Annotated in this window: 21 protein-coding genes and 1 tRNA gene; 11 read left to right on the plus strand and 11 right to left on the minus strand. The window is 63.7% G+C overall.

The window, feature by feature from the left end:
• Nucleotides 1-53: 53 nt before the first annotated feature.
• Nucleotides 54-932, plus strand: a complete 879-nt coding sequence (locus tag IP68_RS06685) for an ABC transporter permease (RefSeq protein ID WP_054134169.1) — start codon at nucleotides 54-56, stop codon at nucleotides 930-932.
• A 30-nt stretch (nucleotides 933-962) separates the two neighbouring features.
• Here the strand turns inward: IP68_RS06685 and hspQ are convergent, their stop codons facing one another.
• A complete protein-coding gene (gene hspQ / locus IP68_RS06690; RefSeq protein WP_054134365.1) occupies nucleotides 963-1,289 on the minus strand; it encodes a heat shock protein HspQ in 327 nt (108 codons plus the stop codon).
• A gap of 254 nt (nucleotides 1,290-1,543) precedes the next feature.
• On the opposite strand from hspQ, the gene IP68_RS06695 reads away from it, so the two are divergent.
• Nucleotides 1,544-1,633 (plus strand) — tRNA-Ser (locus IP68_RS06695).
• Nucleotides 1,634-2,138: 505 nt separating this feature from the next.
• Nucleotides 2,139-3,761, plus strand: coding sequence for an NAD(P)/FAD-dependent oxidoreductase (locus tag IP68_RS06700; RefSeq protein ID WP_054134170.1), 1,623 nt, complete (start codon nucleotides 2,139-2,141; stop codon nucleotides 3,759-3,761).
• A gap of 65 nt (nucleotides 3,762-3,826) precedes the next feature.
• On the opposite strand, the gene IP68_RS06705 is transcribed toward IP68_RS06700, so the two are convergent.
• A complete protein-coding gene (locus IP68_RS06705; RefSeq protein WP_054134171.1) occupies nucleotides 3,827-4,480 on the minus strand; it encodes a CDP-alcohol phosphatidyltransferase family protein in 654 nt (217 codons plus the stop codon).
• A 212-nt stretch (nucleotides 4,481-4,692) separates the two neighbouring features.
• On the opposite strand from IP68_RS06705, the gene IP68_RS06710 reads away from it, so the two are divergent.
• Nucleotides 4,693-4,929 (plus strand): helix-turn-helix domain-containing protein, encoded by a 237-nt coding sequence (locus IP68_RS06710; RefSeq protein ID WP_082382173.1) that lies wholly within the window; start codon nucleotides 4,693-4,695, stop codon nucleotides 4,927-4,929.
• Nucleotides 4,930-4,978: 49 nt separating this feature from the next.
• On the opposite strand, the gene IP68_RS06715 is transcribed toward IP68_RS06710, so the two are convergent.
• The gene (locus IP68_RS06715; RefSeq protein ID WP_054134173.1) at nucleotides 4,979-5,881 is read right to left on the minus strand and encodes a LysR family transcriptional regulator; all 903 of its coding nucleotides are present in this window, start codon (nucleotides 5,879-5,881) and stop codon (nucleotides 4,979-4,981) included.
• Between the two features lie 128 nt (nucleotides 5,882-6,009).
• Here IP68_RS06715 and IP68_RS06720 point away from each other — a divergent pair, with 128 nt between their 5' ends.
• The 5 genes from IP68_RS06720 to asnB all read left to right on the plus strand — a co-directional run bounded on the left by IP68_RS06720 (nucleotide 6,010) and on the right by asnB (nucleotide 11,622).
• Nucleotides 6,010-6,630: a glutathione S-transferase family protein gene (locus tag IP68_RS06720; RefSeq protein ID WP_054134174.1), complete on the plus strand. Its 621-nt coding sequence runs from the start codon at nucleotides 6,010-6,012 to the stop codon at nucleotides 6,628-6,630.
• Between the two features lie 75 nt (nucleotides 6,631-6,705).
• Nucleotides 6,706-8,763: a pyridoxamine 5'-phosphate oxidase family protein gene (locus IP68_RS06725; protein ID WP_054134175.1), complete on the plus strand. Its 2,058-nt coding sequence runs from the start codon at nucleotides 6,706-6,708 to the stop codon at nucleotides 8,761-8,763.
• The gene (locus tag IP68_RS06730) at nucleotides 8,760-9,035 is read left to right on the plus strand and encodes a hypothetical protein (RefSeq protein WP_054134176.1); all 276 of its coding nucleotides are present in this window, start codon (nucleotides 8,760-8,762) and stop codon (nucleotides 9,033-9,035) included. The genes IP68_RS06725 and IP68_RS06730 overlap by 4 nt, the downstream gene beginning before the upstream one ends.
• 25 nt (nucleotides 9,036-9,060) lie before the next feature.
• Entirely contained in the window at nucleotides 9,061-9,525 is a 465-nt protein-coding gene (locus tag IP68_RS06735; protein WP_054134177.1) for a nuclear transport factor 2 family protein, read from the plus strand.
• A gap of 228 nt (nucleotides 9,526-9,753) precedes the next feature.
• Nucleotides 9,754-11,622 carry an asparagine synthase (glutamine-hydrolyzing) gene (asnB, locus tag IP68_RS06740; protein WP_082382174.1) on the plus strand — a complete coding sequence of 623 codons (1,869 nt, stop codon included), beginning with the start codon at nucleotides 9,754-9,756 and terminating at the stop codon, nucleotides 11,620-11,622.
• Here asnB and IP68_RS06745 read toward each other — a convergent pair.
• From IP68_RS06745 to IP68_RS06770, 6 genes are all read right to left on the minus strand, one after another.
• The gene (locus IP68_RS06745; protein ID WP_054134179.1) at nucleotides 11,610-12,383 is read right to left on the minus strand and encodes a formyltransferase family protein; all 774 of its coding nucleotides are present in this window, start codon (nucleotides 12,381-12,383) and stop codon (nucleotides 11,610-11,612) included. The two genes, asnB and IP68_RS06745, sit on opposite strands and share 13 nt — an antisense overlap.
• The gene (locus tag IP68_RS06750; RefSeq protein WP_054134180.1) at nucleotides 12,380-13,579 is read right to left on the minus strand and encodes a prenyltransferase/squalene oxidase repeat-containing protein; all 1,200 of its coding nucleotides are present in this window, start codon (nucleotides 13,577-13,579) and stop codon (nucleotides 12,380-12,382) included. Before IP68_RS06750 ends, IP68_RS06745 begins: the two co-directional genes overlap by 4 nt.
• Before the next feature lie 47 nt (nucleotides 13,580-13,626).
• A complete protein-coding gene (locus tag IP68_RS06755) occupies nucleotides 13,627-14,901 on the minus strand; it encodes a glycosyltransferase (protein WP_082382177.1) in 1,275 nt (424 codons plus the stop codon).
• 719 nt (nucleotides 14,902-15,620) lie between these two features.
• The gene (locus IP68_RS06760) at nucleotides 15,621-18,098 is read right to left on the minus strand and encodes an ABC transporter permease (RefSeq protein WP_054134182.1); all 2,478 of its coding nucleotides are present in this window, start codon (nucleotides 18,096-18,098) and stop codon (nucleotides 15,621-15,623) included.
• Complete coding sequence (locus IP68_RS06765; RefSeq protein ID WP_054134183.1) at nucleotides 18,095-18,763, minus strand: ABC transporter ATP-binding protein; 669 nt, start codon at nucleotides 18,761-18,763, stop codon at nucleotides 18,095-18,097. Before IP68_RS06765 ends, IP68_RS06760 begins: the two co-directional genes overlap by 4 nt.
• A gap of 89 nt (nucleotides 18,764-18,852) precedes the next feature.
• The gene (locus tag IP68_RS06770) at nucleotides 18,853-19,896 is read right to left on the minus strand and encodes a type 1 glutamine amidotransferase domain-containing protein (RefSeq protein WP_054134184.1); all 1,044 of its coding nucleotides are present in this window, start codon (nucleotides 19,894-19,896) and stop codon (nucleotides 18,853-18,855) included.
• Between the two features lie 134 nt (nucleotides 19,897-20,030).
• Between IP68_RS06770 and IP68_RS06775 the strand changes: the two genes are divergently transcribed.
• Both IP68_RS06775 and IP68_RS06780 read left to right on the plus strand, forming a co-directional pair.
• On the plus strand, nucleotides 20,031-20,717 hold the full coding sequence (locus IP68_RS06775) for a response regulator transcription factor (protein WP_082382178.1): 687 nt from the start codon (nucleotides 20,031-20,033) through the stop codon (nucleotides 20,715-20,717).
• The gene (locus IP68_RS06780) at nucleotides 20,714-22,024 is read left to right on the plus strand and encodes a HAMP domain-containing sensor histidine kinase (RefSeq protein WP_054134186.1); all 1,311 of its coding nucleotides are present in this window, start codon (nucleotides 20,714-20,716) and stop codon (nucleotides 22,022-22,024) included. The genes IP68_RS06775 and IP68_RS06780 overlap by 4 nt, the downstream gene beginning before the upstream one ends.
• Before the next feature lie 31 nt (nucleotides 22,025-22,055).
• On the opposite strand, the gene chrA is transcribed toward IP68_RS06780, so the two are convergent.
• Together chrA and IP68_RS06790 are read right to left on the minus strand one after the other, a co-directional pair.
• Nucleotides 22,056-23,384, minus strand: a complete 1,329-nt coding sequence (chrA, locus tag IP68_RS06785) for a chromate efflux transporter (protein WP_054134187.1) — start codon at nucleotides 23,382-23,384, stop codon at nucleotides 22,056-22,058.
• Between the two features lie 167 nt (nucleotides 23,385-23,551).
• Complete coding sequence (locus tag IP68_RS06790; protein WP_054134188.1) at nucleotides 23,552-24,052, minus strand: DUF3299 domain-containing protein; 501 nt, start codon at nucleotides 24,050-24,052, stop codon at nucleotides 23,552-23,554.
• Between the last annotated feature and the right edge of the window lie 3 nt (nucleotides 24,053-24,055).

Here is a 24,055-nt window from a genome sequence, read left to right on the forward strand (position 1 = left end):
CTTGACCAATTGGGGCTTGCCCGGTCTGGTGTCCGCCGATAGGCGCAACCACCATGAACGATCAAGCACCAAATCCCTCCGCCGCCGCTGCTGCGGCGGGCAATCGGCCCGAATTGGGAACGGGTCCGGCCTTTGCAGAGCCAGGCACCGTCCGGATTGGCACGATCAACTGGGGAGGGTTGAAAGCCCTCTATATGAAAGAGGTGCGCCGGTTCTTCAAGGTCCAGTTGCAAACCATCTGGGCTCCGGCGATCACCACCATGCTGTATCTGGTGATATTCACGGTCGCTCTGGGGCGCAGCGGACGCACCGTGCTGGACGTGCCCTTCGCCGATTTCCTCGCCCCCGGGCTGATCGTGATGGCGATGATGCAGAACAGCTTTGCCAATTCCAGCTTCTCGCTGCTGGTCGGCAAGATCCAGGGCACGATCATCGATTATCTGATGCCGCCGCTGTCCGAGCTTGAAGTGCTGGTGTCGCTGGTCATCGCCGCGGTCACCCGCGCGTTTCTGGTCGGCGCAGCGGTGTGGCTGGCGATGCTGCTGTGGCCGGGGATCGACGTGACTCCGCAGCATCCGCTGGCGATATTGTGGTTCGGGCTGATGGGCGCGATGATGCTGGCGTTCATGGGCGTGCTGACATCGATATGGGCCGAGAAGTTCGATCACGCCGCTGCCATCACCAACTTCGTGGTCGCCCCGCTCGCGTTGCTTTCGGGGACCTTCTATTCGGTCGATGCGATGGCGCCAGCGTTCCGCACGCTCAGCCACGCCAACCCGTTCTTCTACGTGATCTCGGGCTTCCGCTATGGCTTCATCGGCTCGGCCGATTCGCCGCTGCTGCTGGGCGCGGGGTTGTTGCTGGCGATCAACGTCGCGCTGGGCTTTGCCTGCTACGCATTGCTGCGCTCGGGATGGAAGCTGCGCTCCTGATCCGGGCTTAAACCCGGATACGGCCGAAAATCAGTGCATCGTGCGCAGGCGGTAGCGACCCTCGCTGAACGGACCGAACAATTGCGGCACCGCGGGATGATCGACCGGCTCGCCGCTGTCGTCGGTCACGAGGTTCTGCTGGCTGACATAGGCGATATAGCTGTTCTCCGCATTCTCGGCGAACAGGTGATAGAAGGGCTGGTCCTTGGCAGGGCGCAGCTCTTCGGGAATCGATTCGTACCAGTCGTCGCTGTTGGCGAACACGGGGTCGATATCGAACACCACCCCGCGGAAATCGAAGATGCGATGCCGCACCACATCGCCAATCGCATAGCGCGCGCGGGATATGCGCGGCATGATCACGCCGCCGGGAGACTGGGTGACCCCCGACGCATCGTCATTGCCGGATCGGAAGGAATTATTGCTCATATCCTCAATCTAGGGTGTTGCGCCGCAGCATACAAGCTTTCCGCATCTGCACAGCAGGTTTCCCCTTGGCAAGCCGCAATGCCTGCGCTAATGGCCCGCCTTCCCGCAGATCGACCACATCGCTTTCTGCACTGCGGGAACCCGTTCGGGCGTCAAGGCATGTTCCCTGACCCAGCCAGGCCGGAGAGGTGGCAGAGTGGTCGAATGTACCGCACTCGAAATGCGGCGTGGGCGCGAGCTCACCGTGGGTTCGAATCCCACCCTCTCCGCCAGGGCGACTACCTGAAACCTCGGTGAAGCCGACATTTATGTGGTTGACCCTTCTGTCATGCATCTCCCTGAGCATCCAATGCTCATGATTGTCATGCTCTTTGAGATACCCAACCTGGTCAGATAGCGTTGCCATCCTGTGATCCTGTCAGGGCGTCGATTTGTTTTCGCGTGATCCGGTATCCGGCCCGGCCTCATCCTTCCCCCATATGCCCAGCCGCTGTGTTCAACAGCCATTGTCGATCAGGTCGGCCATTACCACGGCTATTGATGCACCAGGCAGGCGTGCGGTGATATGCTTGGTCGCGGCATCATGGGCGCTGTGCTGCGGATGCCATCGAGACTGCCCGGGATGAGCACGACACGGCGGCGCTTCGGCGGATTTTCGAGCACTTTGGCTCAGGCCCGGAGGTGTTACCTGGCCATTCTTCTGCCGAACAATGGGTTCGCGACAGGCTGCACATGAGTGATTGGCATTCTGTGCTATCCGTCTACTAACGTTGCACAATGCTCCGCATCACCGAACTCACCCTGCCGCTCCATCATCCGGACGAAGCGCTGCCCGCCGCCATCTGCAAGCGGCTGCGGATCGGCCCACGCGATCTGATTCGCCACGTCGTTGCGCGCCGCGGGCATGATGCGCGCGACAAGGCCAACATCCAGCTGGTCTATTCCGTCGATGTGAACGTGAAGGACGAGACCGCGGTGCTCGCGCGCTTTCGCAAGGATCGCAACGTCCAGCGCACCCCGGACCCTCGTTATCATCTGGTCGCCAAGGCACCTGCAAGCGGCACTTCGAAGCGGCCCGTGGTCATCGGCGCAGGGCCATGCGGCCTTTTCGCCGGGCTGATACTGGCCCAGATGGGATTTCGACCCATCATCCTCGACCGGGGCAAGGTCGTTCGTGAGCGGACCAAGGACACCTGGGGCCTTTGGCGACGCGGGGTCCTCAATCCGGAATCGAACGCCCAATTCGGGGAGGGGGGTGCGGGCACATTCTCCGATGGCAAGCTTTACAGCCGGATCAAGGATCCGTGCAATCGCGACCGCAACGTTCTGACCGAATTCGTCAAGGCCGGGGCACCGGCCGAGATCCTGACCGAGGCGCATCCGCATATCGGGACGTTCCGGCTGGTGACGATGGTCGAGAGCATGCGCAGGACCATCGAGGAGCTCGGCGGCGAATATCGCTTCTCAAGCCGCGTCGATGGAATAGACATTGCCATCGACTCCAGGGGCGATCGCCGGGTTCGCGGCGTCCACCTGAGCACCGGTGCGTATCTGGAGGCCGATCATGTCGTGCTGGCGATCGGCCACAGTGCGCGCGATACGTTTGCGATGCTGCATGCCGCCGGGGTCCATGTCGAGGCCAAACCGTTTTCAATCGGGGTCAGGATAGAGCACCCGCAATCGTGGATCGACAGATCGCGCTTCGGCGTCGATGCAGGCAACCCCATTCTCGGTGCAGCCGAATATCACATTTCGCACCACTGCAGTAATGACCGGACGGTCTACAGCTTCTGCATGTGCCCCGGCGGCACCGTGGTCGCTGCGACGTCCGAAGAAGGCCGCGTAGCCACCAACGGCATGAGCCAGTATTCACGCAACGAGCGCAACGCGAACTCCGGCTTGGTGGTCGCGATCGATCCAGCGCGCGACTTCCCGGGCGATCCGCTCGCAGGGATAGAGCTGCAACGCCACTGGGAGTCGCTGGCCTATGTCGCGGGTGGATCGAGCTACAAGGCCCCGGCCCAAAGGCTGGAGGACTTTCTGGCGGGTCGCCCCTCTCAAGCGCTTGGGTCGGTCATTCCATCCTACAAACCCGGCGTGCACATGACGGATCTTGCGCAATGCCTGCCCGACTATGCCGTCGTCGCGATGCGCGAGGCGCTTCCCGTATTCGGTCGGCAGATTCCGGGTTATGATCACCCCGACGTTCTGATGACTGGCGTCGAGACCCGCACGTCATCCCCGATCCGCTTTACCCGGGGTGACAATTTTCAAAGCCTGAACACCTTGGGGCTTTTTCCAGCAGGCGAAGGTGCGGGCTATGCCGGGGGCATCCTTTCGGCCGCTGTCGATGGGATCAAGATTGCCGAGGCGGTGGCAATGAGCCTGCGAGACGCCTGAAAGCATCTAGGTCGCGTCGGCGCGCAGTGTCCTGAAAGTGTGGCCTTGGACGCCTCTAACCGGGATTATTTTCTCAGTGCGTGCAGCTTGCGCCCGGTGACCGCAGTCTGGACAATGAACAGGACCATCATCCCTGCGCCCATGGCAGTGATGAACAGATCAAATGGGGAAAGGCCCGTGCCCATCACCGTTGTCGGCCGTGTGGTGAACATCGCCAGGCTCATAGCGATCAGGATGAGCCGCAATTCGGTGGGTCCGGCAGCCAGATAGGACAACCGAAATTCGCCTGTGACACGGGCCGCCAGAAATGTGTGGATCGATAACAGCAGATAGCTGCCCAGCGCGAACATCGCGACATCCATGCGAATGAAAGCAGTCAGGCCCAGACCCACGACGATGATCAGGTTGGACAAGGCATCCATGCTGTGATCGATGAAGTAGCCGTAATTTGGCCGCTCGATCTTGCGGTAGCGTGCCAGGCTGCCATCCAGCGAATCGCCAAACCAGTTGATGAAGAATCCGGCAATCGCCAGCCAAAGCCATTCGATCCGGTACAGGCTGAGACCATAGCCTGCAAAGATGGTCAATGCGCCGCAAAATCCCATCAGCGTCAGACCATCGGGAGACACCCATGCAGGCAGGCGCGCGCACAGCCAGTTGAGCAGCCTGCGTTCAGCAGCCGCGAGCAGATTGCCTTGTATCCGGCTTACGGCGCTCATGGCCGCTGCCGTGCAGAAGCTGGCGGATTAGATGAGTAAAGGGTTACGGTCATTCAAAAGTCCTTGGTAAGTTCGTGCCTCCCGCCGCGCACCAAGAGGGGGCTATAGGACAATTGGCGAAAAGATCGAGGCTGACGTAAAAAATCTGTCACAATGCTGGCTTGCAGTTGCCGGCTGCGAGGGCCTGATCGTGGCGCCAAAGCGGTCGGACATTGTCCGACAGACCCGGACGGGTGATCACCCACGAAAACCTCCTCGAGCATGTCTGGGGACCGGCGCATCGGCAGGATCTGGATTATCTGCGTGTCGCCGTGCGCGCACTCCGCAAGAAGGTGGAGGCCGATCCTGCCAGCTGCAGGCTGATCATCAACAAGCCTGGCGTCGGCTATCGCATCGCAATCGAAGCAAGAGCGCGCGCGCTTCGTTCTTCCCCGATCCTGTCCACCTGATCCCGCTGCTGCTGGCAGCTCCTGTCAAGAAAGTGGGTAATCTGCGGACCTAGCGAGGATTGATCACCGGATCGCTACGCAGCCTGCTGGCGGCAAAATCGATGAAGGCGCGAACTTTCGCCGAGGCGCGTCTGCCCTCGAGGTGGACCAGATGCACGGGCAGAGGGGCGCGTTCGAAGCTTTCCAGCACCAGCCTTATGCGGCCTGCGGCAATCGACGGGCCGACCTGGTAGGATAGCAGCCGGCTGATTCCCCAACCGCTCTCGACTGCCTGGACCACCGCGGCGTTGGAATTGCACACCAGCGCCGGGTTGATGCGCACCGCAAGGCTGTCATCCTTGCCGAAGCGCCATTCCTGAATGCCGAGCGAGCTTGTCGCGACGATCAGACGGTGAGCGGCAAGGTCACCGGGATGCTGGGGGACGGCCTGGCGCTTGAGATAGTCGGGCGACGCACAGATCACCGACCGCACCGAACCGACACGGATGGCGGCCATGCTCGAATCGCCAAGATGGCTGATGCGCAGCGCGACATCCATGCCCTCTTCCAGCAGGTTGGTCACCCTGTCCAGCAGCAGAAGCCGTCCGGTCACATCGGGATGCTGGTCAAGGAAGTCGAGCAGGATCGGCGCGATGTACAATCGGCCGAACATCACCGGGGCAGTGATGGTGAGCAACCCCCGCGGAGAGGCATGCAGCCCCTGCGCTGCAGCCTCGGCATCGTCCAGTTCCTGTAGAAGCCGCTCGACATCGACCAGATAGCGATGCCCCGCCTCGGTCAGCGAGACACTGCGGGTGGTGCGGCTGAACAGCCTTGTCCCGATGCGGTCTTCCAACGCCGCGATCGCCCGGGTCACCGCAGGTGGGCTCATTCCCAGCTGCCGCGCGGCCGCCGCGAAGCCGCCACTGCGCGCGACGGCGGCGAACACCTGCATGGCATGCAATCGATCCATTGCCGGTGCTTACCATTGTTTCCCCAGATGGAATAGTTTCTTTCATTCGCCGGTCATTCTTCCAAGCGCGCGATAAGCGTATCTCTTGGGCATCCGGTTCGACCGGCCCCCAACCGAAGGAATGCCAGATGAAACTCTATACCCACCCGCTCTCCGGCCATGCGCACCGCGCCAGCCTGTTCCTTTCGCTGATCGGTGCAGACGTCGAAGAGATCGTGGTCGATCTCGCTGCAGGCGAGCACAAGAAGCCCGAATTTCTCCAGCTCAACCGCTTCGGGCAGCTGCCGGTGCTGATTGATGGCGACACCGTGATCGCGGATTCCAATGCGATCCTCGTGTATGCCGCGCGCAAGTTCGGCCGCACCGACTGGCTGCCCGATACCGCTGAGGGCGCGGCCGCTGTTCAGCGCTGGCTGTCGGTCGCCGCCGGACAGATCGCCTTCGGCCCGGCCGCAGCCCGCCTGATCACCGTGTTCGGGGCGAAGTTCAACGCTGAGGAAGTCATTGCGCGCGCCCATGCAGTGCTGGGCCAGATCGATGCCGAACTCAAGGGGCGCAACTGGATCATCGGCGCGGCTCAGCCGACGATCGCCGATATCGCGCTGTACAGCTACATTGCCAACGCGCCCGAGGGCAATGTCGATCTCGCTGGCTATCCGCAGGTCCTCGCCTGGTTGCGCCGGATCGAGGCGCTCGACGGGTTTGCGCCCTTCCAGCGCACCGTCGCAGGGCTGCGCATCGCCGCCTGATTGTCCCGCCGGGCTGGCAGCGCCCCCCGAACACGCTGCCAGCCCGCCTTTCCCGCATCGCCAGAGGAGTTCGACATGACACCCACCGATCCAAAAGCACCCTGGCACGCAGGCGAGGTGGCGATGCAGCAGACGGTCGGCGCCGCCGATCGGATGGCCACAATCGGGGGCAAAATCGTGCGTGACTTCATGCCCGATCAGCACCGCGACTTCTATGAGCAGCTGCCGGTGATCGTGGTGGGCGCGGTCGATCCGCAGGGAGACGCCTGGGCGACACTGGCGGTGGGCAATCCCGGTTTCGTGTCCTCGCCCGATCCCCGCACGCTGGACTTTGCGCTGCAGCGCGACCCGCTCGACCCGGCAGATGCCGGGCTCGGCGATGGCGATGCGGTGGGGCTGCTCGGGATCGAGCTCCATACCCGCCGCCGCAACCGGATGAACGGCACGCTGCGCCGCACCGGCGCGGATGGGCACCGTGTCGAGGTCGTTCAAAGCTACGGCAACTGCCCCCAATACATTCAGCTGCGCGACTTTTCCTTCGTACGCGATCCTGCGCTCCCCTCGCAGGCCCAGCGCGAGGAAGCGGTTGTCCTCGACGGCCTGGCCCGTGAAATCGTCGCTGCCGCAGACACCTTCTTCGTCGCCTCTTATGTCGATACCGATGCGGGCCGTCAGGTCGATGTGTCGCACCGCGGCGGCAAGAGCGGCTTCGTGCGGATCGATCCGGGCGGCACGCTCACCATTCCCGATTTTGCCGGCAACCTGTTCTTCAACACATTGGGCAACATCCTGGTCAATTCGCGCGCCGGCCTGATTTTTACCGATTTTGCGACAGGAGATGTCGTGCAGATGACCGGCACGGCTGAGGTCATTCTCGACTCTCCGGAAATTTCGGCCTTCCAAGGCGCGGAGCGGCTGTGGACCTTCAACCCGCGCCGGATCATCCTGCGGCGCGGCGCGCTGGCGCTGCGCTGGGCGACGCGCACGAACGGCTGGTCGCCCAATGCATTGATGACGGGAGACTGGGACACCGCGACCCGGCGCATCGAGGCCGAAGCTCTCGCCAGAAGCTGGCGGCCCTTTGTGGTCACCGATGTCGTCGACGAAAGCAGCACGATCCGCTCGTTCCATCTGATGCCGAACGACGGCAAGGGGCTGATCGCCCACAAGGCGGGCCAGCATCTGCCGATCCGGGTCACGCTGCCGGGCGATACCGACCCGATCTTGCGGACGTACACAATTTCCTGCGCGCCGTCCGACGCCGGCTATCGCATCAGTGTGAAGCGCGATGGCCGTGTCTCGCGGTTCTTGCACGATCATGTGCGGCAAGGCAGTGTTATCGAGGCCAAGGCCCCCGCAGGTGGCTTCACCATCGATGCTGCAGCCACCCGCCCGGCAGTGCTGGTCGCTGCAGGTGTCGGGATCACGCCGATGCTGGCGATGCTGCGGCAGGTCGTCTTCGAGGGGCTGCGTACCCGCAGCACTCGCCAGACCTGGCTGATCCACACCGCGCGCAACCGGGCGGAACGCGCTTTCGATGCCGAGATCGATACGCTGGTCGCCGCAGCGCAGGGCGCAGTCAGGGTTGTGCGCATCGTCAGCCAGCCGGGCCCCCATGAGCGGACCGGCCGCGACCATGATGGTGTGGGCCGGCTGACGGCGGACACTTTCCGCCAGATCCTGCCCTTTGGCGATTACGACTTCTATCTGTGCGGCCCGGGCGGATTTATGCAGGACCTGTACGACGGCCTGCGCGACCTGAGCGTCATCGACGCGCGCATCCATGCCGAGGCGTTTGGTCCGTCCGCTCTGGTCCGCAAGCCGGACCAGAGCGCAGCCGTTCCGCAGCTTCCACAACCCTCCGCCGCCAGCGTCACGGTGGTGTTCACCGCATCGGCCAAGGAAGCGCGCTGGCAGCCCGCCAGCGGTTCGTTGCTCGAGCTGGCAGAATCGCGCGGACTGAAGCCCGAGCACAGCTGCCGCGCCGGATCGTGCGGATCGTGTGCGGTGCGGCTGCTCAAGGGCAAGGTCGCCTATCCCGTTCCACCCACCGCGCCGGTCGGTCCCGGCGAAATCCTGGTCTGCTCGGCGGTTCCCGCCGATGGCAGCGAAGCCTTGGAGATCGAACTATGACCTGCGACCCGCATGCCAACCTGCACCTCGGCCTCTCGGCAGAGGCCATGGTGCTGATCGACCCGCAACTGGGAGATCGACCGACACCTGGCGCAAACAAAAAGGGTCTGTTGCCGCTGCTGATGGCCGCCATTGCCCTGCTGATGCTGCTCCCCGGCGGGCCCTCCGTCCAGAAAAGCGGCTTTCGTCAGCTGGCGAGGGCAATGGAATGCGCAAGCCCTTGCAACGAACCGCCCATGATCGCTGCTCGCGCTCCCATGGTGTCCCATTGAGTTTCAGCCAAAAAGGAACTGCCCGATGTCCCGTCCGCCTCTGCCGCCGTTCACAGAAGATTCCGCGCGCGAGAAGGTCCGCCTGGCCGAGGATGGCTGGAACAGCCGCAACGCTGCCAAGGTGACTCTGGCCTACACTCGCGACAGCCAATGGCGCAACCGCGCCGAGTTCCCGACAGGCCATGCCGAGATCGAGGCATTCCTGACCCGCAAATGGAACCGCGAGCTCGACTATCGCCTGATCAAGCAGTTGTGGACATTCGGCGGCAACCGCATCGCGGTTCGCTATGCCTATGAATATCATGATGACAGCGGCCAGTGGTTCCGCGCCTATGGCAACGAGAACTGGGAGTTTGACGCAGACGGCCTGATGGCCAGGCGCTTTGCCAGCATCAACGAACATCCGATCACGCAAGCCGAGCGCAAATTTCACTGGCCGCTAGGCCGCAGGCCCGATGATCATCCGGGCCTCGACGATCTGGGGTTGTGAGAAAAAAAGGCCAAATCACCGGTTGCGGCTGGACAACGGTCGCTGGGGCTCTGGCTTGCAGGAGCCGCATTCTGGTTTGCCCGGGGCGAATTGCCTTTCTGCCGGGAACTGGACAACCCGGCGCGATTACATGACTTCGATCGGTTAGCTGTAGGATGAGACTCCGAAACACGTGGGGCGATGCATCGAATAGTGTTTTGCTAACCGTTTTTCGCTAAGTATCGGGCGATGTGCGGCATTGTTGGACTGTTATCTGCAGACGCTCCGGATCGGCTGGCAAGCCGTATAGCCGCCATGAACGCGGCGATCGTCCACCGTGGGCCCGACGATGCTGGCGTGCATCTTGCACCCGGGCTTGCCCTGGCGATGCGGCGGCTGGCGATCATCGATCTCAGCACCGGTCACCAGCCGATGATGACTTCGGATGGCGTCACCATTGTCTTCAACGGCGAGATCTACAATTTCCAGTCGTTGCGCGCCGAGCTTGAATCGAGAGGCTATGTCTTCCGGACCCGATCGGACACTGAGGTCATCCTCAATCTCTATCATGCCGAAGGGGTGGCGGCCTTTGCCCGCCTGCACGGCATGTTCGCGATTGCGATCCATGATCCGCGCAGCAACGAGCTGATCCTCGCGCGCGATCAGGTCGGCATCAAGCCGCTCTATATTGCGGAACATGACGGCGAATTCCTCTTTGCCAGCGAGATCAAGGCGATCCTCGCTGCGCTGCCGGGCCGGCCTGCGATCGATCCGCAGGCGGTTTGGGACTATCTGTCCCTCCGCTTCATGGCGCCTGATCGCACGATCTGGGCCGGCATCGGCAAGCTTGGCCCAGGCCAGATGCTCAGGCGCAACCTTGGCGATGGCCGCCAGACCATCGAAACTTACTGGCGTGCTGATCTGACACCCGGGGCGCTCGTGCCGGGGCGGGATTATGCCCGCGAATTTGCCGACCAGTTCATCGCAGCGGTCGACAGCCACATTATTGCGGCCGATGTGCCGGTTGGCGCGTTTCTCTCGGGCGGGCTCGATTCCGGGGCGATCGTGGCGGCGGCGAGCGAGCTTGGCCATCGCGATTTCCACACCTTCTCGATCAGCGGCGATGGCGCGGGCGGCGATGACGAATTGCCGCTGGCGCGCGCCGTTGCCGAGCGGTTCGGCACGACGCATCATGAAATCCGCATGGCGCGGGCCGACTATTTCGATGCGCTCGACGATGTGGTCCGCGCGTTTGACGAGCCCTATGGCGATGCGACCGGCGCTGCGCTCTATCTGCTCTCCCGCAAGGCGAGCGAGCATGTAAAGGTCGCGATGTCGGGCGAAGGCGCGGATGAGCTGCTGCTTGGCTATACCCGCGCAACCGACCTTGCCACCCTGGCCAAAGTGGAGCGGCGCTATGGCCATGTGCCCCGGTCCTTGCTGGGTCTGGCCGCGCGTTTCGTCTCGCCCGATCGCGCATCGATCTTGCGCGCGATGGCGAAAGGGGGGCCTGGCGCCTATCGCCGGGGCATGGCCGCGCACATTGGCTGGACGATCAGTGATGCCGAAAAGGCGGCGTTCTGGCGAGGTCCGCCGATGGTACCCAGCTTCGATCTGGTGCAGGGCTGGTACAGCCTTGCCGATACGGTCAACCCGCTGGCGCAAAGCCAGCAGGCCGATTTCGGCACCTGGCTGGTCGAGGATCTGCTGATGAAGGCGGACAAGATGGCCATGGCGGCATCGCTGGAAACGCGGGTTCCCTTCCTGCACCTGCCGCTGGTCGAATGGTGCCAGATGACGCCGATGGAGGCGAGGATCGGCGCGCATGGACAATTCCGCACCAAGGCGGTGCTGCGTGATTTTGTCGCCACGCGCTTGCCCGACGCGGTGCTGAATGCGCCCAAGCGGGGGTTCCCGCTGCCGATATTCCCATGGTTCGCCGAGCGGCTGCGCGATGCAGGTGGCTACGTTCCGGTCAGCCGGGAATTCCACAACTGGATATCGCTCGATGGCCTTCAGCCGATCGTCGCGCGCGCCTGCGCCAACGAACGCCGTGCGCTGGAACAACTGTGGGGCATCGCGATGTTCGATCGCTGGTGCGCAGCCTATGCCGATTGAGCCAGGCGCTGTTCGAGCACCTCGACGATCAGCGGATGCATGGTGAAATACTGCTGCCCATCCTCGCGCCGCTGGGGGGTCGCCGCAGGCGGCTCACCGCTGGCCACCATTCGTGCCACCAGATCCGCGAGCGCTGCGGTCTGGGCCTGATCCACTGCGTTGCGCAGCGTGGCGACATCGCGCAGGCCTTGCCGGGCGACAGGGACGGTTGAGATGATCCGTCCGGTATCGATGCCGGGATCGATCCAGTGCAGCGTGGCGCCCAGCGGGCCGTTTTCCCACGCTGCCCATTCGGCGACATTCATCCCGCGATAGCGTGGCAGCACCCCCATATGCGCATTGAGCACGCCAAGCCGGGGCAGAGCGAGCAGCGGCGCGCGCAATATGCCGGCGCCTGAATGGATCATCAGGTCGATTGCTTCTGCCCGAAGCCGATCGAGCGATGCCGAAGATGCAAGGTCGGGCAGGTCGACAAGCGGGATGGCGTGCTGCGCGGCATAGCTGGCCGCATCCAGCCTTTGGCCGGAATGGCCCGGCTCTGTTGTCCCGTCCTCGCGTTGAGTGCCGAACTTCGAGAGCAGCTTGTCCGTCAGGCCCCGCGGTCCGCGCTCCAGGATCAGCTGGCGCAGCCGTGCTCCGGCGGGCGCGAGAGGTGGTTGCTCGAAGACGATCAAATCGGGTTGCACGCCGCGCGCCGCCAGCGCGGAGCCGATCACTGCACATTTGAAGGAATGCCGATGCGTGAGCAGCGCGATCTTCATGGCGGCGTGCCGGCCGCCTGCAGCAGCGCGCGCTTTTCGATCAGGGCGTCGATGAAGTATTTCGCGGCCCAATTGGGCAGCGCCTTGGGAATGTAGCTGCCCCATACCGGGTCCGATCCGCCGATCCCTCCGGCCAGTCCCGGGTTCACATTGTCGCGTAGCTGCGCGTGCTTGACCAGGTCGAGCGCCTTGAAGCCCGCATTTGCAAAGCGCCAGTCGCCTTCATGCCGCGTCAGGGCAAACCAGATCAGCGCCATCTGGGCATTGCCGGTCAGGCATTGCGGGTGTTCCACCTCGCGCCAGCGCCAGTCGAGCACCCCGGGGAGCCAGCGGGACAGTTCGAGCCGCCGCATGATCCCTTCGGAAGCCTGGCGCGCCGCGGCAATCCCGTCCTCGCGTTTCAGGATCAGGCTGCTCGTCAGGACACCGGCCACCGTATAGGCGATGGTGTGGGTATAGGCGGTTCGGCCGCTGTGCTGATCGTCGGTAAATCCGGCCAGGTCGAACCAGCCGGTTGCCCTGTCCTGTTGCGCAAGGACCCAGTCGAGATGCCGTTCCGCGCTGGCCAGTGCAGCGCTGTCGCCAAAGGCTTCGCCATATTCAGCCAGCCAGCAGCTCAGATGAGCCGCATAGGTTGCAGCGACATCCAGATAGAAATGGCGGCGAAAGGCACCGTCTTCGTCCTGCACCGACATCAGCCACGCCGCGCAGCGGGCAGCAGCGGTCTGAGCGCGGGTGTCGCCCGTGCTGCGCGCCCAATGGGTCAACCCATGCAGGATCTGGGCGCTGTTGAACGGCGATGGGCTAGTGCGGTTTTCCAGCACCTCTCCCCCGGGAAAGGCACCATCGGGCAGTTGCTGGCCCAGCAGAAAGTCGATCGCCCGCGCCGCGCGGTCGTGCCATTCCGGCTCGTCCCATAGGTCAGCAAGCTTCAGCAGGGTGGGAATGATATAGCCGGTGGTTTCCGGGTAGCTGGATGACCACCCGCGCGCGAGCTTGTAACGCCCTGAAAAGCCGCCATCGTTCTGGCTGTCCTGTGCGGCGGCGAGCCAGCGGGCGGCAGCGCGCATCGCCGCGTCATCGTGTGCGCCAGCCTCGTCGATCGAGCCACGACCGCTGACCTGGTGGAGCAGATAGGCGCCGTGTCCGGAAACCCAGGGCCGACAATCAAGCGCATCGCGGGCAACAGTTTTCAAGGCGGAAAGCATGCCCCTACCCATGGAGTACGGGCCCTGAGGCCGGGCTAGCGGAGGATTTCGGCAATGGCTGCATCCACGTGTTGAAACTGGGTTTCGCGAAGATAGGCATGGGTCGGACCTTCGGGCAGATCGGGCAGTCGGCCGCCATGGGCGTCCTTTTGCGCCAGCCATTCGACCAGTTGGCGGGCGATATCGTCCGGATGGGTCATCACCACGCCAAAGGGTCCTGCGCGCACGATATCCGCTGCTTCGCCGGTATCCGACCCGATTGTCAGGATCGGGCGCCGGGCGCCAATGTACTCGAAGACCTTGCCCGGAATGATCGAGTCCTCGGCCGGGTCGTTCCAGCGGCAGAGTAGCAAGACATCGGCCTCGCGCTCAAGCTTCAGGATATCGCGGCGCGGGACAGGCTGACGCAGCTCGATGCAGTCCGCGACGCCGAAATGCGCGGCGCCCGATACCACCGCCGATTCCTCGTCGTGGAAGAAAACGGCCCGGATGCGCGCGCGCACCGAGGCATCGAGCTTGGCAAGGGCCGCCAGCAGCACGGTCGGCTCGCGCTGACCGGCATAGATGATTCCGGCATGGACGATGGTCAGCCGGTCAGGATCATGCGCGGACACCGTGTCGAGGGTATCGAAATCATCCGCGCCAAAGCCGTTATAGCTCAGCGTCACCGGCCGACGGAGCGCGCGGCAGACGCGACTGGCTGCACCGCGAGTGAGCGCGACATGGCCCGCCGCCTGGGCCAGGGTGCCCCAGGCGTGGCGCCGCTGGATCGGATCGAACAGCGGGTGGCCATCGTTATAGGGGTTGCCCGCCCAGAGGTCGCGCAGTTCGGCAAGCCAGGGCCGGTTCAATCGCCGCGCGATCTGGCAGGCCACGACATGGCCGGAATGCGGTGGTGCGGTGGAGTAGATGAGGTCGGGCTGCCATTCTTCCGCCATCGCGACGGCCTGCGCCACCGCCGGCTTGATCCAGCTGTGATACCGGTCGGGAAAATGGGCGATCTGGCGATACAGCGTCTGGAGGCTTGCCAGATAGGGATTGGAGCGGCTCTCGCGTTTGACCAGCAGCTTCTTGACGCTGCCCACCGTCTGTACGAGGGGCGGGGCGGCCTGGCCGAAGGGGATGTACCTGACCGCCTCTGGTGCAAGGCAGTGATCCAGTTGGCCGGCGATCGCCGGGTTCTCCAGCGCAATCACGCGCACATCATGGCCCTGATCGCGCCACCAGCGCACCAGCATCGGCGCCCGCACTGCACCCAGCGGGGAGTATGGCGGGAAAAACCCTGCAACAAGCAAGATGCGATGAGGCATCGATCCGCGTCCTGTCAGGAACCGACAGGTGATTTAGAGGATTGGAGCTCCATGACGGGCACGCGGATGTGGCTTGCTGTGCTCAATGTTTCAAACTTTGCCATTCTTTAGGTTTTGAATTTGAAATGCCGCCGGTCACGATGAAGCCTTCGAAGAACAAATACTCGCTTGGCTGCAATACACATCGGTCTATCCAAATTATTTGGACGACATCGAAGAGGCGGCTGAACAAAAAACGTGGGTGATGCCCCATGGATTCCGGCTACGACCCGATCCGATGCAAGCATCACCCAATATCCTATCCCAGCGCAAATCCGCGACCGAGATGTTCGCATGACGAGGTGGGAACTCGACCTGCAGGATCCGGATGAGCCGTGTAATATCTGCCACTTTACCGATAAAAAAATAGAAAGTTGCAGATGAGATCAATAGCAAAAATCTATCGGTAAATCCCTGTTTCAAAACGGGATCACAATGCTGAAATCTCGGTATCTTCAAACATTCATGACTATTTGAATATGAGGGTCCGGATTCGGTTAGTTGGGATGAGCTGTCAAACTATGTCAGCATGCCGGTCAGCGTTGCTGCGCAGAATTTTCGCACGTCATCTCGTTGAACGAGAGGGCATGCGCGGGAGCATCCCCGAGCGCGGACAAAAGCGCACACCCAGCCAATGTGCTCACCTGCCGCGCTGGTAGCCCCACTTGGAGGTTTGTCGTCTAGGATGTCATAAGTTCGCGCACGGAAACGTTGAGGCTCTGGCGGCAGGCGATGAAACCCACCAGGCATACGCTTGCCACCATCGCAACCACCATGCCAGCCACCCAGGCCAGGTCCGGGCTGTAGGTGAGGTTGAACTGGCTGCGATAGATCAGCAACCCTGCGCTCCAGGTCCCCGCGATGGCGCCCATCGCAGCAATCAGGGCCGTGACGCTCCAATCGTAGAAACTCAGCTTCAGGCAGTCGGCCTTGCTGACCCCCATGCTCATCAGCAGGCCGTTCTTCTGGCGGTCGTCTGCGCTGAAACCGCTGACCGATGCTGCGAGCACGAACAGCGCCAGCAGGAGCACCATGGCCGCATAGCCGCTGGTCAGACTGGTGACGATCCCGAGCGTCCGGTCGAACCGTTCGGTCAGCTCGCGAAGCGGGACCAGCGCAAGACTGGGATATTGCTGCCACAGTCCGGCCAGCGCATCCCAAGCCTGTTCCGGCAGCTCCATGCTGCCCATATAGAGCGTCGGGGCCTCGATCTGCGCCCTGGCGGCCAGCGGAACCTGGAACCAGAAGGTGATCGATCCATGCCCCGGCTGGTAGGCATGGCTAGCCACCAGCGTAAACGCATAGAGCTTGCCGTTGATCTGGTAGGTGAGCGTGTCGCCATAGCCCAGCCCCATGTCTGTCATCACTTCAGGTTCCGCAGAAATCTGCCGCCAGTTCGACGTGTCCGCCGACCACCACCTGCCGCCGGCGAGACGGTTGTTCTGCGGCATGGCTCCCGCCCAGCTCAGCCGGATCGGATCCTTCAGCGTGGCGAGCGTGTCGCTGGGCTTGTCGCCAAGCTCGGCAAGGCTTGCGCCGTTCACGGCGACAAGCTGGGCCGACACGAAAGGGCGCAGTGCGCGAACGCTGCTGCCGGTCTGCGTCGTCCATTGGCGAATTCCCGCAATCTGGTCCGCACCGGCTTCGGAAATCATCAGATTGCCATCATGGCTGCGACCATATTGCTCCATCGTCGTGCCCAGGTCGCGCATCAGCATCAGCGTGAACAGCAGCAGCAGTCCCGATAGGCCCAAGCCCAGCACTTGGGCGGATTTGGCGAACAGGCGCTGGCGCGTGATGAAAAAGGCAAAGGGGAGCAGGCCTGCGCGGCGGCGCCCCCACAGATCACCCAGCCGGATGACGGCCCAGGTCAGCGCCACCATCAGGACAAGCGCCGCTGCGATCGCGGCAAGCGTCATACCGGTCAGCAGCCAGTTGTCCGAATAGACGGCGGCCAGCAGCGTGACCGATGCTATGCTCCAGAACAGCCGGTGCCACACAAAGCTGTTTTCGGCGGGGTTGCGGATCAGCGAAAGCAGCGAGGCGCGGCGCAGCTGGAGGAAGCTGGGTACCTGCAGCGCCAGCAGCAGCACGAAGACAAGACCGATCGTCTTCAGGGCGGGCAGCCAGTGCCACGCCGCGTCAAGGCCTGGAAACTGCTCCTGCAGCTGTCCGACGATCAGCACGTACGCCAGCGTCGCCAGCAGGGTGCCCAGCAGCACGGCGAGGATGAATCCCGCCAGCCATTGCCCCAGCGCCATCGCAATACCGGTGCGCGTGGTGACCCCGAAGCTTGCATAAAGCGCCAGCCGATAGCGCATGCTGGCGAGCCAGCGGCGGGTGGTCATGTCAAGCGCCACGGCGCCCATGAACACCAGGATGACGGCGGCAAGGCCAAGGAAATTCTCGGTGCGTTGCCAGAAGCTTGCGAGCGGATGTCGACCGCCGATTTTCCTGATCACGGTTGCACCGGGCAGCGCCGTGCGCACCCATTCTTCGATCGCCCGTTGCTGCTCTTCATCCGCGGTGACGAGATAGCGGGTGCGGCCTTTGCTGCTGGCGAGCGATGCTGCGTCGAGGCTCTGGCTGTGCACCATCGCCCGCTGCGTGGTGCCATGGCCTTCCATGATGCGGTCGGGTTCGTGAAACAGGATGGCGCCGAGCCGCAGCCGGGTGCCGCCGATGACGAGAGTGTCGCCAGGCTGCATCCCCAATTTCGTCGCCAGCCTGGATTCGAGCCAGATTTCCCCGACCCCCGGGCCCCGGCTGACCGCACGCTGGCGCGCGACCGGTGTGTCGCCGATCTGAAGCTTGCCCTGCAACGGATAGGCATCATCCACCCGTTTCAGCTGGACGCGGGCCCATTTGTCCTGATGCGTCAAGGTTATGTCGCTGATCTTGGTCACCGAAAGCCTGGGCGCCAGGCGTCCGAGGGCGCGCTCATTATCGCGTGTCAGCGCCGAATGGCTTTCAACCACCAGGTCCGAACCCAGCATCTCATCGAGATTGTCGGCCAGATAGCTCTGGATCGACGCGCTCGTGAGCGACAGTGTCATGAGGAAGAAGAGCAATGCGGTTTGCGTGGCCAGGGCTATCCGCCCGTGCTGCTGTTGCAGGTCTCGCCAGCCATTTTCCAGCGCGAGCCAAAGCGCGTTCATGCGGCTTCCTCCAGCCGTCCGGCCGCCAGAATCAGGCTCGCGCCGGCACGCTGTGCCAATTGCCTGCTGTGGGTCACGATCACCAGACCGCACCCTGTCGCCTGCGCGCAATCGAACATCAGCTCGGCCACGGCCTGGGATGTGTGGATATCCAGATTGCCGGTCGGCTCGTCCGCGAAGACAAATCTTGGAGCTGAAATAAAGGCGCGTGCCACGGCAATGCGCTGCTGCTCGCCGCCGCTCAATTGGTGGGGGCGGTGCCGGGCCCGATCTTTCAGCCCCACTTTTTCGAGCCAGAGCGCCGCGATATCGGACGCGTCGCGATTTCCCTTCAGCCTGAGCGGCAACGCCAGATTGCCGATCGCGTCGAGCTCGGGCATCAGATGAAACTGCTGGAAGATGAAGCCGGAATTGGCCCGCATCGTTTGCGCGTCGACATCCGCGCCAAGGATGATGAAGCGCACGGTGCCTCCCGCGGGCTCCTCCAACCCCGCGGCAATCGCCAGCAGGCTGGACTTGCCCGCGCCCGAGGGCCCCACGATGGCCAGGGTTTGGTCCGCATGGATCGTGCAGGAAAGCCCCTTGAACAGCTCGATCCGTTCGCTTGCCGTATCAAAATGATGGCTGATGGCGTTCAGCTCTATGGTGTCGGGCGTGTCGGGCATATTGCTTTCCTGCAGTTGATCCGGCCTTCACCCCGGGGCGCGTCGGGCCAGGGTGCAACGGGGTGGGTGACGGCTCGGCCGCCACCGCGTCATGGCATCGTGGCAAGCGTGTTGCGCGCCTCTGCGATGGCAGAGACGAGTTCGGGCCTGCTGAAATGGGGCAGCGCCAGTTCCATGACGTCGACCGCATTGGTCAGCACGCCGCGGTCCGATCCCGCCGATTGCGCGCGGAAGAACCCCCACATCGCGATCAGCGGAACATCATAGAGCGTCGGGTCCGCGTTGAACGCCGCGCGCGCTTGCACCGCGTCGCCATTCAGCATCTGCCCAAGCAGCAATATGCTCCGTTCGTCGGCCCATGGCTGGCGCGGCGCAGGCGTCCGACCCATGGCCCTGATCACTGCTTCTGCCGCCGCTGCAGTGGAATAGGGGTTCTGCCCCGTCACCAGCCGGCCATCCGTGACGACATGGCTCAGCATCATCGGGGCATCGCTGAATTTTGCGCCCGAGCCGCGCAATCCGTTTTCCAGTAGCACGGGGAAGGCCGGCGCCCAGCCCTTGCCGAACAGCGCTTCCTCCTCGTTCGAAAATCCGGTGACCGACCGCCCTTCGAGCAGCGACGTCCCTCCTTGCAGCGAGACGTTCATCAGCACTGCAGGGCCATGGCAGACGGCGCCAACGACGCCGCCCGCCTGATAGGTCCTTGCAAGCAGCGCCTTGAGCTGAACGTCGACTGGAAGGTCAAACATTGCGCCCTTGCCGCCGATGATGAAGACCGCCGCATAGTCCTGTTTGTCCAGGCTTGCGACCGACCGGGTGGCGGTCAGCTTGGCTGCGGCCATGGGGTCGGTCAGGAAACGCCGGTTGTAGGGTTTGTCGCGATTGAACTTGTCTGCGACGACTGCCCCGCCTGCGGGACTTGCGATATCGACCTGCAGGCCATTGTCCACGAACACGGCATAGGCCTGGGTGAGTTCGTCCATTTCGAAGCCGGGGCGCACCTTGCCCTCTTCCTGTCCATGGCCGCTGATCACCAGTAGGACACGGTTGTTCTGGCTGGTGGTGGCATTCGCAGGCGCAAAAACCAGCCAAGCGAGCGTGCACGTCAGCATCGTTGTTATCCGCAGCAGCATCTTCTACCCTTTCGATAGTCTGTTGATGCTGGCGCCTTTCGCACACCGGGTGTCATGCGGATGTGAAACGCCTTTTGACGTTCTTTTGACACGGGGGGCGCCAAGGGGCGGAGGCAACAGCCGGGAAACTGCTCTTGAGCAACAGCTTCGACATTCTGCTGGTGGAGGACAGCCCCGATCTGGCCAGCAACATCATCGACTATCTCGAGGCGCTCGGGCACCGGCTGCATTATGCCGCAGACGGGGAGGCGGGATTGCGCGAGGCGCTGGTCCGCCCGGTCGATATCGTGCTGCTCGATCTCGCCCTGCCGAACCGGGGGGGCTTGAGCGTCTGCAGCGAGATCCGCCGCCGCGCAGACCGGCGCATACCGATATTGATGCTGACCGCGCGCGATACGCTGGACGACAAGCTGGCGGGATTTGCGCATGGTGCCGATGATTATCTGGTCAAACCCTTTTCGCTGGCAGAGCTTGCCGCGCGGGTTGCCGCGCTGGCGCTGCGGCCGCAACTGGGGCAGCCGCATTGCTTTTCGGTGGGGCCGCTGACCATCGACCGGCAGGCGCGCACGGCGACGAGGGACGGGCAGCTGCTGCGTCTGACGCCGCTGCTGTGGGAACTGCTGTTGCTGCTGGCCGAAGCATGGCCCAATCCCGTGAGCCGGGACGAGGCGACATTGCGGCTGTGGGGCGATGATCCGCCCTCGTCCGATTCGCTGCGTGCGCATCTGCACCTGCTGCGCCAGGTGGTGGACAAGCCATTCGACCGTCCGATCATCGAGACCGTGCACAGTGTCGGGTTTCGCCTGAAGGTCGCGCCATGAGCGCGAGGCGACACAGCCTGCGCGGGCGGATCGTTCTCACGATCATCGGCAGCGTCATTGCGACAAGCGCGATCTTCGGCCTCGCCGCCTTCGGTATCGCCTATACCACCGAAGACCGCCTGTTTCGCGACGTGCTCGCCGAAGAGGTCGCACACCAGACGGCCGCCTGGCGCAGGTCGGGCACACTTGCGACACCCGCCAACCCCGACGTCACCATCTATCGCCAAGACCAGCCGCTGCCACCGGATATCCGGAAGGACTTTGCCGCCAATCCCCGGCAGAGCGAGTTTTATGGTCGCAAGGGACGCCATTACCACGTCCAGCGCTTCGATCCGGCCGATGGCAGGTCGGGTGCGGGGCGGACGCCAGCGGTGGCGGTGATCGAAGTCAGCCAGGATCTGCTGGTTCGCCCCTATCGGGATTCGATCATCGTGCTGCTGGCCGGGCTCAGCCTCGTCATCGCGGCGGTCATGGCCGCGTTCGGATGGTGGCTGGTCAACCGGGCGATGAAGCCGCTCAGCGCGCTGGCGCACGATGTCGCACGCGCAGAGTCGGCGATACCGATCCTTCATGCAGGGGACTATCCGGCCAATGAGATCGGGACGCTGGCAGAAGCGCTGGAGCAGGCGTTTGCGCGCATCGGCGGATTTGTCGAACGGGAGCGAGCCTTTACCCGCGATGCCAGCCACGAACTGCGCACGCCGCTGGCGGTCATCTCCGGCGCCGCCGAGGTCATCGCGCTCAACCGCGATCTTCCATCGGATCTTGCCGAACCCTTGCGCCGGATTGAAACGGCGACCACCGACATGGTCTTGGCGCTCGACCAGCTGCTGGCGCTGGCGCGCGAAAACGAGGGCGTTCGCAAGGAACGCGTGGCGCTGCGGGCGATGATCGACAAGGCCGTGTCCTGGGCCAGGCTGCGCTACCCCGGCAGCCTGATCGAGGTTGCGACCGGCATCGATAGCGCCGCCGCCGTCCTTGCGCACCCGATCTCGTTGCAGCTTGTGCTCAACAACCTGATCGGCAATTGCTTCCAGCATGTCGGGACCGGACAGCTGGTGATCGGATACGAAAACGGTTCACTGTCGATTTCGGATGACGGCCCCGGGTTCGAACCGGGCACCGATCCGTTTGCTCGCTTCGAGAAGGGCGATCGCAGCAGCGGCAGCGGCCTGGGGCTCGATATAACCCGGCGCCTGTGCGATGCGGCGGGGATCGGGCTGGTCGTCGGCGAGGCCGGGGATAGCCGCAAGGGCGCACATTTCCGTCTCGAACTCGGGGCCCCCTTGGGGCATGGCCCACGATGATGGCCTCCAACGACCAAAGATCGCCGAGGTTCTAGGCGCTGCCCAGCGGGATCCAGGCCATTGCGAGCCCGGCCAATACGAGAACGGCGAGGGTGCGCGGGATGCTCCAGTGCAGCCGGAACAGGATCAAGCCGGCCGCCAGCGACAGCAGGCCGGCGCGGGCGTCGAAGCTGGCAAGCTCGGGAAGCTGGACGTACAGCGGGCCGATCGCGGTGGGCGTGACGCGTGCGAACAGCACGTGCAGTGCGAACCAGATCGAGAGGTTGGCGATCACCCCGACCACCGCTGCGGTCAGTGCCGCAAGGCCACCCTTGAACCGCGTGGCATGCTGCAGCCGGTCGATCCAGGGCGCGAAAGTGAAGATCCACAGGAAGCACGGCGCAAAGGTCACCCAGGTGGTGAGCGCCGCGCCCAGGATGCCCGCGGTGATCGGCGAGAACGGCTCGGGCGAGCGGAAGGCTGCGAGGAACCCGACATGCTGGGTGACGAGGATCAGCGGACCCGGCGTCGTTTCGGCCAGGCCCAGGCCATCGGCCATCTCGCCGGGTTGCAGCCAGCCGAACGTCTGCACCGCCTCCTGCGCCATATAGGCCAGCACCGCATAGGCGCCGCCGAAGGTCACGATCGCGAGCTGCGAAAAGAACAGGCCTATATCCCACAGCACATGGCTCTGCCCCAGCGTTGCCAGCACCACCGCGAGCGGCAGCGCCCAGATCGCGCCCCACGCTAGTGCCGTGCGGCCCATCGCGCGCCATGTGGGTGCTGCCGCGGGGGCGTCGCCAGAGACGGGCTTGAGCGCCAGCCAGCCGGGACGCCACGCCGCCACGATCATTCCGAGCGCGCCTGCGCCCAACACCACCGCCGGAAAGGGCAGGTCGAACAGGAACAGCGCCAGAAAGGCACTGATCGCAAGGCCCTGCTTGACCGGGGTGTCGAGGGCTCGCCCGGCGATGCGGATCAGCGCCTGGACCACGATCGCGAGCACCGCTGCCTTGACGCCGAGAAATGCTGCGGAAAACCAGTCAAGATTGGCCGCCAGTGCATAGAGCGTCGAAAGCGCGAGCATCAGCAGCGCGCCGGGCAGGACGAACAGCAGACCGGCGGCCAGCCCGCCCTTGAGCCCGTGCAGCCGCCAGCCGATCCACGTCGCCAGTTGCTGCGCTTCCGGGCCGGGCAGCAAATGGCAGAAGTTCAGCGCGTGCAGATACTCCTGCTCGCGCACCCAGCCGAGCCTGTCGACCACTTCACTGTGCATCAGCGCGATCTGCGCGGCGGGCCCGCCGAAGCTCAGGCATCCGATGCGCGCGAAGACGCGCAGCAGGTCGGCAAAGTCGGCGGTTCTGTTTGGTTGTGTCGGCACCGGGCCAGGCTCCCTCAATTGCCGACCCCTCGCACGAGAGGCAAGCCAGAGGCAACGCTTGGGCGCGGACCGCCTGACCGGGAGGTTGCACCTGTCCCGGTGCGTCCTTGCTTCCACAGCTGCGGCCGCGCGTCAATATCCGGCGGTTGCCGTCAGGCCGGGGAGCGTCAGGCGGGGCTGGCGGCCTTGAGGCGATAGAAGATGCCGCTTTCGTCCTGGCCGGTCAGCTCGAGCACCCCCGTCACCACGAACATCCTGGTCTCGTTGGTCGGGAACGGGATGTCAGCATAGACCTCGATGAACTGGTTGGGGATGGCGTGGAAATGGAAGGGGCAGCCCGGGGGATAGGCGAGCAGGACGAAGTGCTTCTGGCGGCTGCCGGTCTCGAGCGGCTTCATCCAGCCGGCCACCTTGATGCGCTTGCCGGCCAGCGCCTTCACCGCCGGGGTGAACAGCGGCTTGGAATAAATATAGCCGTCCTTGCCGGTGCGGGTCTGTTCCTTGGTGGCTTCCAGCACCGCCCAGGAGACGCCGCCCTTGGGGGTTGCTGCGGGCTTCCAGACATCCTCGACCGGGGCCTTCTTGCCCTGCTGCATTGCAGCGTGCGAGGCGGTCTGCGGGACGGCGATTAGGGCGAGCGCCGCAATGGCGGGGATGAGCTTGCGCATGGG

Origin of the sequence: Blastomonas sp. AAP25, assembly GCF_001295965.1 — a bacterium.
GTDB lineage: Bacteria > Pseudomonadota > Alphaproteobacteria > Sphingomonadales > Sphingomonadaceae > Blastomonas > Blastomonas fulva.